We start from the raw sequence: 14,247 nt of genomic DNA on the forward strand, positions 1-14,247 counted from the left end.
CAAGGCAACCATATTTGATTGCCTTTTTGTTTTCAAGCATATATGATTGCTCCAGAGGTGATTAAAATATGATTGCAGTGTTAACCGGTGATGTTATTCATTCTAGTAAAATGTCTAGCAAACAGTACTCTCAAACTATTGAAACGTTAAAGCAGCTGATTTTAGCTGAAAAACAAAAAAGTGAAGCTAGTGGCGACATATACAGAGGTGATGAGTTTCAACTACAATACTCCAAACCTGAATATGCATTGCAAAGCGCATTAATTTTTAAACTTAGTCTGCCCTGCACTCTTTCGTTAGCATATGGAAACTATGACCTTCTTAATGACTCACCAAGTACCTCTTCTGGTCCAGTTTACGTAGAGTCTGGAAAACGTTTAGACAGGGCTACTCGCGGTGATTTAATAGTAAACCTCTCATCAGATACCAGCGTATTTCAGAATGGCAGCAACCCTACAGCGCCCCTTCCTAATAGCTTATTACTATTAAATAACTTTTTAACACACACACTAAACAGCTTAACCAAGTCTCAATCAGAATTATTATTAACATATATTAAAAATGAATTTCCAGAACACAAGGTCCTTGCCGAGCTAACAGGAACAAGTCGTCAAAATATCAGTAACCGGTTGAGTAGCATGGGCGCACATTTAGTGAGAGACTATGTAAATTACATAAACCAATTATTGGCCTAGTTAAACGGATTTAAAATGGAATTAATCATATTATTGGTCGTCGCACACTTCATTGGCGACTTTTATTTACAACCAAAACAATGGGTTGATTGCCGTAATACCAATCATGCGCGTTCAAAGGGCTTGTATAAGCACATTGCGACACACTTTGTTTTAAGTATATTTGCAGCCTTGCTCAGCGACTTGCCTGTATTCACCATATTATTAGTGAGTCTCTCTATTGCCGTTACACACTTTTTAGCCGACCTTTGGAAGTCACACCAAGCAACAACATTAAGGTCATTCCTAATCGATCAGCTTGTTCACATCATAGTTATTTTAGGCATTGCTTTTATTGTTTCTGACATCACTTTTGCGCAAATAAGCACTTCATTTAGTAACCTAAATACACTTAGCAATGCCATTTTCGTCACAGCTTATCTATTGGTTTGTAAGCCGGCTTCTGTGCTCATTAGTCTGGCATTACGCAAACATACTCAGCATTTGGCTGAAGAAGCTGGCGATAAAGGCTTACAAGCGGCAGGCGCATGGATAGGTTATCTAGAACGGTGTTTAACCATTTCATTTATTTTTATGGGTCAGTTTGCTGGGACCGCTTTTTTAGTGGCGGCTAAAACCATATTTCGTTTTGGTGATTTAACAAAAAACAATGACATGAAGCTAACCGAATACATGATGTTAGGTACGCTACTTAGCTATTCTATTGCGATTTTTGTAGGCTGGAACGCACTGTACCTAATGCGAGTTTTATAGAACGATCGACGCCATTTTTACTTGGCATAATCAATACCCCATCCTCAATAAATGCCTTGTATAACGGCGCTATTGGTCGCTTAAAGTCGTTGACGCCTGCTGACCATAATTGCTCGCCATTAAGCTGACTGAAAATGCTTATAGAGTCGCTTGCTTTTAAAATGATTAAATCACTAAAACCTTCAACCCCAACTGACTCCCAGTTAACTTCTGGTGAAAGTTTTGACTGCCAAATTACGCTGCCATTTTTGATTTTAGATAATACGCCAAAGGAGTTAGTCTGATATGTCGTTTTTCCGTCCAAAATCGCTTTTTGATATTGGTTTTTATAGGAAACAGTATAGAGCTCATTGTTATCGCCTAGCCATAGATTGCTAACCGCATAACCATGTAAAGATTTTGATAACGCATCGCCGTAAGACCAACATAGCGTTTCATCTAAATACATCGACGGAGAGTCACCTAAGGTGCATAATTTTATATCACGCAATCCATCATCTACTTTTACTCTAAAAGACAATAAATACTGAGCATCATTACTAATTAAAAACTGAGTATGGCCATGGTAGTGGAATGTCATGTCGATAGGCTCTGGAAACAAAACCTGTTTTTCAGAGACCTTATTATCACCTCGTTTGTAAGTATAAAAAGTGCGTTGAGTTGGTGATACTTTAGCAACCAATATAGCGTTTCCATTGTTCGAGAAAACAATATCTGTATAAAGACCAGAACCTTGCCAAATCACTTTTTCATTATCAATAATAGCAGCCTGAACCGCTTTGGGTATGTCATTGCCATAACCGAATAGCTCGTACTTGAGAAGCACTTTTGCGCTGCTGTTTGGTTGTGTGCGGATAGCCTCAGGCGCAAATGAAATCTGTGCCAATAAGGTTGGAGATAGGGTTGATAGATCTTTATCAAGTTTTACATCTTGGTTAAAAGCCAGCAACATGTTGGAGTTTATAAAAATAAAAACAAAGGCCGCTAATGCAGCCCCTTGTTTTAATCGCCTTTTTAATAGAAAAAGCATTATTGTCCGTCTTTGTTTCTTAAATCCATAATTGGCATCGCGCCCTCGCCCATCATAGTTGAAGGTAACTTTCCGTCCCATGCTTGGGCTTCGGTCAGCTTAACAATTAATGGGTTGTTTTTAAGTGCTTTTGCTTTCGCTTCAATGGCTTGTGCTTCGGCTTTACCTTTAAGTAAAATCGATTGTGCTTCCGCTTCTGCTACTTTTAATATGCCTTTTGCGCGGGCATCGGCCGTGTTAACTGCTCGTAAGGCTTCTAAGCGTTGGCGTTCAAGTTTATGCTCTTCCGCTGCGGCTAAGTTCTTTTCTGTTTGTTTAATTTCTATCGAATTAATGTACTTAGTTGGCAATACAATGTTTTCAATTTGAATATTATCAACAATAACTGGAAAGCCTTCCATTTCAGCCGTTAGTCGACGCTCAATACCTTGAATGGCCGTCGCTCGATCTTGGATTAACTGCTCTGCTTCAAACTGTGGAATGGTATCTTTTGTTGCTGAACGAAAACGAGGATCCAAAATACGTTGCTCAAACTGAGTTAAACCGCCATAGCGCTTAAACAAATCAAGCGCCGCTTCTTTGTTTACCGTCCAGTTAACTGACACTTCAATGGTCACTGGCATTTGCTCTTTAGTACTTGAAGCCATCTTTTCAGCGTTTTTACGCGTTCTAACTTCAATTAACTCAACGGTTTCAATAAATGGGATTTTAAAGTGTAGCCCTGGGTTTTCTTGATGCTTAGCTTCACCAAAGCGTTTTACAACGCCTACATGTCCTTCAATAACAATAAAATAAGAATTAAATATCGCTATTAATGCTAATACACCAGGTACAATTTTCTTAAATGAAAGAGATTTAAAAAACTCTTACCGCTTGTGCTTTTTTTGTTGGGTTAGTCATGTCCATTGTTACTTCCTTTTTTAACTAATTAACCTTTGTAGGTTACTTTTAACATATCTTTTAACGTCGGCTCTTTGCCATACATATTCATGCCCATTTTGAAAACTCTTGCCGCCAATATTCTAAAATAATAAAAACATACAAGGCTAAATATGAGCGACAAAATAGGTTCCCAAACCGCTAGTTCTACCAGAGACATTCTTACCGGCATAACCGCAAATGATGTAATGGGCAGGTAACTTAAAAATACAGTAATAACGCTATTTGGAGCGTCTATTAAAAAGAACGTTAGTGCGACTGGAACTAGTGGCAACATCATCAAGCCACTTTTACCACTGTGATTAGGATCGTCTATTGCCGAAGCGATTGCCGCCATAAACGCCGCACATATTGAAAGTCCAGCAATTGCAAACGCAAATAACCAAGGTAAAAGTGACCAATTAATAATATTCAGGTTAAATGATTGTTGTTTAATCACAACAGAGAAAAACAAAAACGATATGACAATTGAAAGTAGCGTGCCAACCATTGTTTTTACAGCAAATAGAATTTGCCCCAAAAGTTTCCCATCTATCCATGTTTGTGGCGTCATTGTTGCCATTAATTGCTCGGTAACTCTGTTTTGCTTTTCTCCGGTAATACTTACAAAAAGCTGACCAAATACGCCAAACACTGCAACAACTAATAAAAATAAAACACCATACGCCGTGATGGTTTGTGTTTTGTCCGCTTCATTTTTTAATAAGTCATCAAGAACTTTATGATCGATATTGATTGGCATGCTCAGAGCAACTTGCTGTTCGGTGGTTAAGTTGAGTTGGTCAAATTTTACAGCCTGCAATTCTGCATTAATAAGTGCGACCAGCTGATTTTGCCAATTCGACTTTTCAGCCGTAGTAATAGAAGCGTCAACACTCTGGAAGTCTTTTGACTCAATGCTTGGTTTATTCAATTCAAGCGTTGCATCAAACTCACCTTCTTCTGATAAGGCATCTAAAACCTCTTGCAGGTTGTCCACCTTTATAAATTGAAAAGCGCCAGCATTGGGCAAAGCTTTGTTCACTTCAAAGTGTTGGCTCGTTGCTACTTTATATACGTCGTCTAATTGTTGACTTTTATTGGCTACAAAATAAATGACTAAACCGGCGGCCAACATAATGAGCTTTCCGATAACTTCTTGCTTAAGCTTAAAAAAGTGCAAAAATTCCCATTTTGCCACTGTCCAGCTTTGCCTAAGGTTGACGTTAAGTGAATTATTGTTTTTCATTACGATTTTCCTTCATCAAGAACGGCACTATTACTCGATTCAGAGTTATGACTCGCAACGGCATTTAAATAAATTGTATGTAATGTTTGCGACTGGTTTTTTAGTTCAACTACGTTGCCAATTTCACTAAGCAGCGGCAGCAACTCATTTAAGGTCTGATCTTTCTGTAGTGTGATAAGTAACTGATTAGCTTTGATTAGTTCCACTGTATATTGACCGTTTAAATTATCCAGCGGCCCTAAAGGTTGGTCGGGCGTGTAGCGAACATGAATCACAGCAGCTTGTTTTGCTAGTAATATATCTTCCAAATCACCGTAGATAACCGCTGAACCTTGGTTTAATAATAAAACCCTGTCAGCTAATTTCTCTACCATTGCCATTTGGTGTGCACTAAGAATTACGGTCATGCCTTGTTGTTTCAGCTCTGCTAAAAACTGTACAACTAGCTCTTGATTAATTGGGTCTAAACCTGAAAATGGCTCATCAAGAATAACCCATTTTGGTTGATGCAAAACTGCACTAATGAGCTGAACCTTTTGCTGGTTACCTTTTGATAACGCTTTAAGTTGTTCATCTACTCGGCTGGTTAAACTGAATTTATCTAACCAATAAGCGCAACGCTCTTCAAAGTCGCTTTTACTAACACCTTGTAATGTTGCAAAAAACTCTAAATTTTGTTTTACGGTTTTTTCTGGATATAAACCTCTATCTTCGGGTAAATAGCCTAATAAATGAGAAGGGATTGATGTGTAGCTTTCTGAGCTGTCAGATAACAAAATGGAACCACTGTCAGGTTGCGTAAACCCCACTAACATTTTTACTAGTGATGACTTTCCTGCTCCATTGGGGCCTAACAGCGCAAATATTTCACCTGGACTCACTTCAAATGACAAGCCATTAACGGCTGTAACGTTTTGATAGTGTTTTTCTAGAAGGTTTACTTTTAACATCAACGTCCCTGTTTAAATTTTAAATTGGCGATTATACTAAAGTCACATCGACAATATTTTAGAGCTCTAAAATAGCCAAATTAGTAATAAAATGCACTAAAAACCTATTTTTAAAATGTGTTAAAACGTTTCTAAAACATACGCATGAAACTAAGGGACTACATATGCTTCGTTTATTCTTGTTTCTTCCGCTAATGCTATTATCTAGTTTTTTAGCCAATCCTTTAATAGCAGCTGAAAATACGAAGTTGTTAGAACCTATGCGCAAACCAAGCGCACCATTTGTGTTGCATTGGGCTTTTATGGATTTTCCTCCACTGGTTTCTTTAAATGAAGACGGTCAGGCGACTGGCGATCTAGTAACGTTAATGAATAAAGTCTCAATAGTGAGTGGCATAAAATATCAAGCTCATGAGTTCCCTAATCTACGAGCCATTTTCAATTTAAACCAAGACAGAAATAACTTCTCTATCGCGGTGAAAGAGTTAGTTACAGACAAAAACCAATTTGTTATTAGCGCTATGCCCGTTGCTACATTGCAACTTCAAGTTGAATGGAAAAATACAAGCTCTCCAATCAAATCAATAGCGGAACTAAAAAACAAAGATCTAATCTTACTAACTGGCTACACCTATGGCGGTTTAAAAGAAACCTTCTCTTCGTTGTCAAAGAAAGTAATTAATGTATCAAATCACCAAAGAGCTATCACCGCTTTAGAAAAAGGAAGAGGTGAATATGCGTTAACCTACAAGGTAGCCAGTGACCATATAACAACCACCTCAGACAAAAACCAATTTAATCATATTGTTATTGATGAACTTGACTTGTTTTTTATACTCAATAGTAATGTTAAAGACGCTAGAAATGTGATGAAAAAGCTTGAGGAAGCCTATCTATCAATAGCTAAAGAAGTAGGCCCTGCCTCATAAATGCGTTGAGTAAACATAACAAATCGTTTAAATTACCGCCTTTTTTATTATTCATTATTTTTGTAGCCTGACTTAACAGGACGTTGCGAAAGTTGTCATAAAGGTAAACATGCAGTATTTTCCCCAGAGTATTAAATTGCTCATTTTATTCCTATCTATAGTGCTAACAAGTAGTTACGCCAATGCTTTCGCTTCAGGGGAAACTGCATCGTCTATTATCAAAATTCCAGCTTACCAAAGTGGTACTCCAGGTAAGCTTATTCAATATTTTCAGGAACAAAACACCCGCTTAACTTTCCAGCAAGCGCAACAACACTTTTCTTCAGCACAAGTGAAAACAGGCAGTAGTGACTCAATCGCACTGGGAATAGGCGTAGACCCTGTTTGGCTGAAGTTTAAAGTTAACAATACGCAAATCAACTCTATTAATTATCGTCTTGCGATAGAAACACCGTGGTTAGATTATGTGGACACATATTTACTACAAGATGGTCAACTACAACGACATATACCCGGTGGCGACGCGGTTTTCCCTTTGATGAAAGACCTATGCAATATCGCTTTTATGGTTTTGAACATGATTATAGTCCTGGTATAACAGAGATTTTAATTCGAGTTGAATCTATTGGTCCAATGGCATTGCCAGTAAGGTTTAGCGAAAGCCACGCCGCAATTTCTCGGGATATCTCAACGGGTTACCAATATGGTATTTTATGGGGAATTATGGCCGCACTTGGTTTATATAACCTAGTTTTATTCTTCTTTGTTAAGCAAAAAATTTACGGCTTGTACGCACTTTACCTCATTGGATTTGTACTAAATAGTTTATCTTATACTGGACACATTCACGCAGTTTACACGCCTGACTTTGGGCCTTATTGGCAAGACTGGGTGGATATAACATTAATGCTTACCTACAGCGTTGCTGGTTTGCACTTTGCTAGACAGCTTTTAGATACAAAACAATACGCTCCACTTTTAGATAAAATTGTAACTCGAACAACAATAGTAATCCCGGCGGGCATGTTACTTGGTTTTATCTTTAACCAATTGGCATTTTCCGTCATTTTAGCTTTTATCTTAAATAGCGGATTTGTGGTGCTTTTTGTTGCTATGGGTCTTTCAGCTTTAAAGGCAGATAAACCATTTGCTGTTATCTTTCTTTTTTCATCGGTACTAGCAGCTATTTGTATCACGATTTCCACCCTTGCGGTTGGTGGATTTTTAGTACCCTACAATGATGTAACCTTTAAAGTAATTGAAGTAGGCGTGGCACTTGAAGCAATATTACTGGCCGTCATTCTTGCTCGCCAATTTAGAATGGCTCAACTTGATAAAATAATTGCAGAACGCTTTGCCCGCACTGACTCGTTAACGCAAGTTAATAATCGCCTTGGGTTTAATCAGGTGACATTGCCAATTTGGACCAATATTGTGCGAGAAAGTCGAGATGCATCAATTGTTCTCATTGATGTAGACGATTTCAAAAACATCAACGATAGCTTTGGTCACGCCTATGGTGATGAGGTTTTAGTTTCTATAGCAAAATGTCTAAAAGAAGCCGCTCGAAAAGGTGATGTTGTTGCTAGATGGGGTGGTGAAGAGTTTATTTTGTTTTTGCCGGAAACCACACAACATCAAGCGTTAGTGCAAGCCGAACGCCTTAGAAAAGCATTACAAAATGTGAAGCTGGAAATAAAACAAATGCACTCGCACTTGACTGTCAGCGTAGGTGTTGCGGGATCAGAAGGCAATCAAGAGTCACCTGAAATAGGTAACCTAAATTTAGTTGCATTAACAACAGAAAAGCTAATCAACTATGCCGACATTGCCCTTTATACAGCAAAGCACACTGGCAAAAACAAAGTATGTGGTTGGACTCAACAAAAAAGCCAAACATTGAGCGAACCACACACTTTATTAACATAACGATTAAAAAGTTTGTTTTAACGTAACCAGTACTATTTCGTAACCAGTGCTATTTACAGCACAGTTAGCACTTTATCCATGTTTAATCGAGACTTAGGCAATGCAGCGTTATAGTCTTCGTCTTTATGGTGATAACCAAATGCCAACGCAACTTCACAAATGTAACCGTCAAGCTCATCAGCAAATATCTCTCCCAACTTATCCTTATCTACTCCTTCCATTGGCGTAGAATCTATTCCTAGGCGTGCTAGCGTATGCATTGTATTACCCAACGCTAAATAAAGCTGGGCCTTTGTCCATTCTGCATTATTACCATTCTCGTCTGTATTTAAATCTACAAATGCAAACGCACCAAATGCTTGCTCACGCTCTTCCTTAGGCGTTCTTGCATCTTCAATACCTTTATCAACTACTGCGGCGTAATCATCGCGAGTATATTTTGGATTATAGGCAAAAAGAATTGTATGAGACGCCGCTTTCGCATGCGGCTGGTTAAACTGGAACATATTTTCGTAAGAGTCATGTAAGCGTTGTTTGGCAGCATCGCTTTCTATCACGATAAACTTCCAAGGCTGTGAATTAATTGACGATGGTGACAAGCGCATTGCCTCATAAAGTACAGCCAAATCTTCCGCCGATACTTTCATATCACTGTTATATCGTTTAGCCGTATATCTTTTTTCTAAATCACTAATAATTGGGTGTGTCATCACATTCTCCTTTAGAATTTACCGTAATAATAGGGATAGAAAAGTCAAAAACAATGAGGCTAATAACAGAAACACTATCAATTTTTATTTATAATTGCTAATCATTACGCTTTTTACAAAATAAATCACACTTAAAACAATACGCTTACAAATTGAGCATTATTTAGCCTTAAACATCGACTTTAGAGTGATTACTCTGTATAGTGCGCGCCCTCTAGTTAGCATAACTGGCAAACAGACCAGTTTTGTGTTCTGAACGCCCATAACATCAGGACATTTCTAGTGATTACTACCGCAAATATCACCATGCAGTTTGGCGCTACGCCACTATTCGAAAACATTTCAGCACAATTTGGTCATGGCAACCGATATGGCTTAATTGGCGCAAATGGTTGCGGCAAGTCTACTTTCATGAAAATCCTTAGTGGTGCCCTTTCACCAACGTCAGGCAACGTTTCTATCACGCCTGGAAATAAACTCGGTGTGCTTAGTCAGGACCAGTTTGCATTTGAAGAGTACAGCGTAGTTGACGCCGTTATTATGGGCGATACAAAGCTTTGGGAAGTTAAAAAAGAACGCGATCGTATTTATTCATTGCCTGAAATGTCAGAAGAAGACGGTATGAAAGTAGCCGACTTGGAAACTGAATTTGCCGAAATGGATGGCTACACTGCAGAGTCACGCGCTGGTGAGATCCTATTAGAAGCTGGTATTGCCGAAGAGTTTCACTTTGGTTTAATGAGTCAGGTTGCTCCTGGTTGGAAAGTTCGTGTGTTATTGGCACAGGCGCTATTCTCAAACCCTGATATTTTATTGCTTGATGAACCTACCAACAACTTGGACATTCACTCAATCAACTGGCTTGCTGAAGTATTAAACGTACGTAAATGTACCATGATCATCATTTCGCATGACCGTCACTTTTTAAACTCTGTTTGTACACATATGGCCGACATTGACTATGGTGAATTGCGCATTTACCCGGGCAATTACGAAGACTTTATTGCGGCTTCAAGCTTAATTCGCGAACAGCTTCTTTCTGAAAATGATAAAAAGAGCGCTGAAATTGCAGAGCTAACAGCGTTTGTTGCTCGATTTGGGGCGAATGCATCAAAGGCTAAACAAGCAAGCTCTCGTGCTAAAAAACTAGATAAAATTGAATTATCTGAAGTTAAATCGTCGAGCCGACGCACCCCTTCTATTATGTTAAAACAAGACAAAAAGCTTCATCGCCAAGTGCTTATTTTAGAAGAGTTAGGTCATGGGTTTGACGAAGGTCCTTTATTCCAAAACGGCAACCTAATATTAGAAGCCGGTGCTAAACTGGCGGTTATTGGTGAAAATGGTGCCGGTAAAACAACGTTCCTAAGATGTTTAATGGAAGAATTAAAATCGAATGAAGGTACCGTAAAGTGGTCTGAAAATGCCACTATTGGTTATTGCCCACAAGACAGCACTACTGACTTTGACTGTGACTTAAGCTTATTTGATTGGTTAAGCCAATGGCGTACTAAAAAGCATGATGACCTACAGGTTCGTGCTATGTTGGGTCGCTTACTATTCACCGCTGATGACTTTGAAAAGAAAGTTAAGGTCTGTTCTGGTGGTGAAAAGAATCGTCTTTTGTTTGGTAAACTAATGATGGCTGACTTAAACGTATTAATTATGGATGAGCCAACCAACCACTTAGACATGGAATCCATTGAAGCATTAAATAGCGCCCTAAAAGACTTTGACGGTACGCTTATTTTTGTTAGCCACGACACACAATTTGTATCTTCATTGGCGAGTCACGTTATTGAAATCAAAAACCAAGGCATGGACATCTTCCACGGCTCTTACCGAGAATATAAAGCTAGCCAAAGAATGAAAAGCAACGCCGCATAAAACGACACTTTGAATGTTGAATGTTGAATGTTGAATGTTGAAAAAAAGGAGCTTAATTGAAAGCTCCTTTTTTGTATCTAAATAATGGTTTTATTCATAAACGCAGCTTTAAAAACATTTAACACATAGGCCTACGCAGATTCATTAATGTTTAACTGTTTTTGCTTATTATCCAACGAGCCACTCAAACGAGTTAGCGCGATTGCGACAATAACAATTAGTCCGCCAACCCAAGGCGTGTCCATCATTGTGTATTCTTCAACGATGATACCACCGCCAAATGCGCCTAATGCAATGCCTACGTTAAATGCTGCTATGTTCAAACCTGAAGCCACATCTACTGAATCAGGCGTGTACTTTTCTGCTAGGTTTACAACATAAATTTGTAGTCCTGGTACGTTGCCAAACGCAAAGCCGCCCCAGATTAAAATAGTGATGACAGCAGCAACCGGGTGCACAGCGGTAACACTAAAGGTGATTAATACTGCTGCTAAACCAGCAAAAATTATAGTTAATGCCTTTATTGGCCCTAGCCTATCTGCCAGTTTTCCGCCCCAAATATTACCAATGGCAACCGATACACCGTAAACCAAAAGAATAACGCCTATTGCGTTGTCACCAAAGCCCGAGACTGATTTAAGAATTGGTGCGAGGTAAGTAAAGGCAACAAACGTTCCGCCATAACCAATAGCAGTAATGGCATAAACCAATAATAACCTTGGGTGAGCCAACACTTTAAATTGTTTCATAACACTAACCGGCTTCGATTGCGGCAAATCCTTAGGAACTAGCAGAGCACTTCCAACTAAAGCGATAAGGCCCAGTACAGATACGGTCAAAAATGTAGCTTCCCATCCCCAGTATTGACCTATGTAAGTGCCTAAAGGGACACCAGTGACTAGGGCCACAGTTAAACCAGTAAACATAATGGCAATTGCACTTGCGCCTTTATCTTTTGGCACGAGCCCTGTTGCGATGGTGGAGCCAATTGAGAAAAATACACCGTGTGCAAGTCCAGTTAAGACCCTAGCGATTATTAACGCTTCAAAGGTCGGCGCTTGCCAAGCAACTAAATTCCCTAGTACAAACAATGCCATTACTGACAACAATACGGTTTTTCTATTCCATCGCCCTGTTAACGCAGTTAATACTGGAGCTCCAATTGCAACTCCTAGCGCGTATAGGCTGACCAACAACCCTGCCGACGGGATAGTAATATTAAGATCTTCCGCCATTATTGGTAATAGGCCAACAATAACAAATTCAGTGGTTCCAATTGCAAAGGCGCTTAGCGCCAACGCGAGCAAAGCTAGTGGCATTATTCTCTCCAGATACATAAGTTAGTTATTATGCAAAATGCATAATTTATTAAGGCGCACATTATTGCTTGCTATTTATTTGTAATAAACGGCACAATTGGCAAATTACTTTTGTAAAAAATGATAACAATGAAATTAAAAACTAGATCCGATGATTTAGAAGTCTTACTTGCCGTTGCTGAATTTGGTGGGTTCTCCGCTGCAGCTGATGCCCTTGATATGCAAGTGGCACGAGTATCTCGTTCCGTTAGTAAAGTAGAGGCTCAATTGGGCGCTGCTATCTTTATAAGAACGACTCGACAAGTTCGATTAACGGATGACGGTAAAGCGTTTGTTGAATCTGTTAAAAAAGGCTTAGAGCAAATCCAAGTGGCTGAAAGCTCTATTACTCAAGTTGGCGAATTACCTAAGGGAAAATTAAGAGTTGATGCTGCTAGTCCGTTTTTACTTCACCAAATTGTCCCTTTGATTAACGGCTTCAAAAACGCCTTTCCAGATATTGAACTTGAACTAACCTCAAGCGAGGAGTTTGTTGATCTCATTGAAAAACGAACAGACATTGCGATTCGAATAGGGAAATTAGAAGACTCATCATTAAAGGCCAGAATACTAGGAAAAAGTCCTTTATGTATAGTCGCAAGTCCGCAGTATTTATCTCAAAACAAGGCGATATCAAAACCTAGCGATCTTAACGTTCATCAGACAATTGGGTTTTCGAATATAAAGCAGTTGAACAAATGGCCATTAAAAGGCTTACCGACTTACATTCCGTCTACGGCGGCAAGTAGCGGAGAAACGATTAGGCAATTGGTTTTATCAGGAAATGGTATTGCTTGTTTGTCTTCGTTTATGATTGAAGACGATATAAAACAGGGCCGTTTGGTTAAATTGCTACAACCTTACGTTCAATCCATTAGCTTAGATAGAGAACTTATTAATGCGGTTTATTATCCATCCTCCTCTATTGCGAAGCGTATTAATGCGTTCATTGATTACATTAAACCAAGATTAAGACTAACCTAGGCATTAGATCCAGCAAAGTGACTCGATTGCTTTTTGAATTGCTTCATAAAAATAACCCAACCGGCAAAGCCAGACAAAAGGTTACCAATCGCTGAGCCTATAAATAACCCAGTTAAACCAAACAATTCAGCGCCAAACCATACAACCGGAAGATAACAAACAAATAGACGCACAATTGACGTTATTAAGGCTGAAGTCGGAGCACCCATCGCATTGCTGGCAGAGACACAAATCATACATACACCTAAGGCTCCATAACTTAGCGGCACAAGCCACAAGTATTGAGATAACGTGTTTGCTACTGCGCCATCTGACGTTAAGAGTGCTGCTAATGGCATAGAAATAACCGCTAACAAAAGAGCAATAAGCAACTGCAATAGAATCACTGCCTTGATGGAGATTTCTACTAGTTGGCGGATTTTATTATAGTCGCGTTGACCTCGCATCACTCCTATCATTGGCGGTAGCGCCATAGTTAATGCCAAAATCACAATAATTGCCAAATATTCAATTCGGTTTGCAAGACCCCACGCACCAACGGCAATATCTCCAAACGATGCGATAATAATTGTCACTACAATAGCTGCGACAGGAGGAATAAACTGACCAACCATAGCAGGAAGGGTAAACCGAATAATGGCCTTTGTGCCTTGAAGAAACTGTTTTGTATCTTTTATTAATGTTAATAAACGTTCATTTAGAATTGCTTGGAAAATAATAAAACAGCCCACTAAAAATGCCACGCATGTCGCCCACGCCGCGCCAGCCACCCCCATTTCAAAGGTAAAAATAAACAAAGGATCTAGGACCACATTTAACACGCTCGTGATCACCATTACTTTTCCTGGCACTCTG

The 14,247-nt window shown here is 39.1% G+C and carries 14 protein-coding genes; 7 read left to right on the forward strand and 7 right to left on the reverse strand.

Going from position 1 to position 14,247, the window contains the following annotated elements:
- Nucleotides 1–68 precede the first annotated feature (68 nt).
- Both GNP35_RS01210 and GNP35_RS01215 read left to right on the forward strand, forming a co-directional pair.
- Nucleotides 69–695: a hypothetical protein gene (locus tag GNP35_RS01210; protein WP_155693770.1), complete on the forward strand. Its 627-nt coding sequence runs from the start codon at nucleotides 69–71 to the stop codon at nucleotides 693–695.
- Nucleotides 696–710: 15 nt separating this feature from the next.
- Nucleotides 711–1,448 (forward strand): DUF3307 domain-containing protein, encoded by a 738-nt coding sequence (locus GNP35_RS01215; RefSeq protein WP_155693772.1) that lies wholly within the window; start codon nucleotides 711–713, stop codon nucleotides 1,446–1,448.
- On the opposite strand, the gene GNP35_RS01220 is transcribed toward GNP35_RS01215, so the two are convergent.
- From GNP35_RS01220 to GNP35_RS01235, 4 genes are all read right to left on the reverse strand, one after another.
- A complete protein-coding gene (locus GNP35_RS01220; protein ID WP_155693774.1) occupies nucleotides 1,396–2,478 on the reverse strand; it encodes a hypothetical protein in 1,083 nt (360 codons plus the stop codon). The two genes, GNP35_RS01215 and GNP35_RS01220, sit on opposite strands and share 53 nt — an antisense overlap.
- A complete protein-coding gene (locus GNP35_RS01225; RefSeq protein ID WP_330997692.1) occupies nucleotides 2,478–3,314 on the reverse strand; it encodes a prohibitin family protein in 837 nt (278 codons plus the stop codon). Before GNP35_RS01225 ends, GNP35_RS01220 begins: the two co-directional genes overlap by 1 nt.
- 92 nt (nucleotides 3,315–3,406) lie before the next feature.
- A complete protein-coding gene (locus GNP35_RS01230) occupies nucleotides 3,407–4,645 on the reverse strand; it encodes an ABC transporter permease (RefSeq protein WP_155693776.1) in 1,239 nt (412 codons plus the stop codon).
- Nucleotides 4,645–5,595 carry an ABC transporter ATP-binding protein gene (locus GNP35_RS01235; RefSeq protein ID WP_155693778.1) on the reverse strand — a complete coding sequence of 317 codons (951 nt, stop codon included), beginning with the start codon at nucleotides 5,593–5,595 and terminating at the stop codon, nucleotides 4,645–4,647. Before GNP35_RS01235 ends, GNP35_RS01230 begins: the two co-directional genes overlap by 1 nt.
- Before the next feature lie 164 nt (nucleotides 5,596–5,759).
- Here GNP35_RS01235 and GNP35_RS01240 point away from each other — a divergent pair, with 164 nt between their 5' ends.
- The 3 genes from GNP35_RS01240 (at nucleotide 5,760) to GNP35_RS01250 (ending at nucleotide 8,453) form a co-directional block, all read left to right on the forward strand.
- Nucleotides 5,760–6,524, forward strand: a complete 765-nt coding sequence (locus GNP35_RS01240) for a type 2 periplasmic-binding domain-containing protein (protein ID WP_155693780.1) — start codon at nucleotides 5,760–5,762, stop codon at nucleotides 6,522–6,524.
- Nucleotides 6,525–6,633: 109 nt separating this feature from the next.
- A complete protein-coding gene (locus GNP35_RS01245; RefSeq protein WP_155693782.1) occupies nucleotides 6,634–7,122 on the forward strand; it encodes a 7TMR-DISMED2 domain-containing protein in 489 nt (162 codons plus the stop codon).
- Nucleotides 7,074–8,453 (forward strand): sensor domain-containing diguanylate cyclase, encoded by a 1,380-nt coding sequence (locus GNP35_RS01250; protein WP_155693784.1) that lies wholly within the window; start codon nucleotides 7,074–7,076, stop codon nucleotides 8,451–8,453. Before GNP35_RS01245 ends, GNP35_RS01250 begins: the two co-directional genes overlap by 49 nt.
- A 53-nt stretch (nucleotides 8,454–8,506) precedes the next feature.
- Here GNP35_RS01250 and GNP35_RS01255 read toward each other — a convergent pair whose 3' ends face one another.
- Entirely contained in the window at nucleotides 8,507–9,163 is a 657-nt protein-coding gene (locus GNP35_RS01255) for an NAD(P)H-dependent oxidoreductase (RefSeq protein ID WP_155693786.1), read from the reverse strand.
- Nucleotides 9,164–9,445: 282 nt separating this feature from the next.
- Between GNP35_RS01255 and GNP35_RS01260 the strand changes: the two genes are divergently transcribed.
- Complete coding sequence (locus GNP35_RS01260; protein ID WP_330997658.1) at nucleotides 9,446–11,050, forward strand: ABC-F family ATPase; 1,605 nt, start codon at nucleotides 9,446–9,448, stop codon at nucleotides 11,048–11,050.
- A gap of 131 nt (nucleotides 11,051–11,181) precedes the next feature.
- Here GNP35_RS01260 and GNP35_RS01265 read toward each other — a convergent pair whose 3' ends face one another.
- The gene (locus tag GNP35_RS01265) at nucleotides 11,182–12,369 is read right to left on the reverse strand and encodes an MFS transporter (RefSeq protein WP_155693790.1); all 1,188 of its coding nucleotides are present in this window, start codon (nucleotides 12,367–12,369) and stop codon (nucleotides 11,182–11,184) included.
- A gap of 129 nt (nucleotides 12,370–12,498) precedes the next feature.
- On the opposite strand from GNP35_RS01265, the gene GNP35_RS01270 reads away from it, so the two are divergent.
- Nucleotides 12,499–13,392: a LysR substrate-binding domain-containing protein gene (locus tag GNP35_RS01270; RefSeq protein WP_196492368.1), complete on the forward strand. Its 894-nt coding sequence runs from the start codon at nucleotides 12,499–12,501 to the stop codon at nucleotides 13,390–13,392.
- Here GNP35_RS01270 and GNP35_RS01275 read toward each other — a convergent pair.
- The gene (locus GNP35_RS01275; RefSeq protein WP_155693794.1) at nucleotides 13,389–14,243 is read right to left on the reverse strand and encodes an MATE family efflux transporter; all 855 of its coding nucleotides are present in this window, start codon (nucleotides 14,241–14,243) and stop codon (nucleotides 13,389–13,391) included. The two genes, GNP35_RS01270 and GNP35_RS01275, sit on opposite strands and share 4 nt — an antisense overlap.
- Nucleotides 14,244–14,247: the final 4 nt, after the last annotated feature.

It is taken from the genome of Psychrosphaera haliotis (assembly GCF_009728465.1).
GTDB classification, from domain to species: Bacteria; Pseudomonadota; Gammaproteobacteria; order Enterobacterales; family Alteromonadaceae; genus Psychrosphaera; species Psychrosphaera haliotis.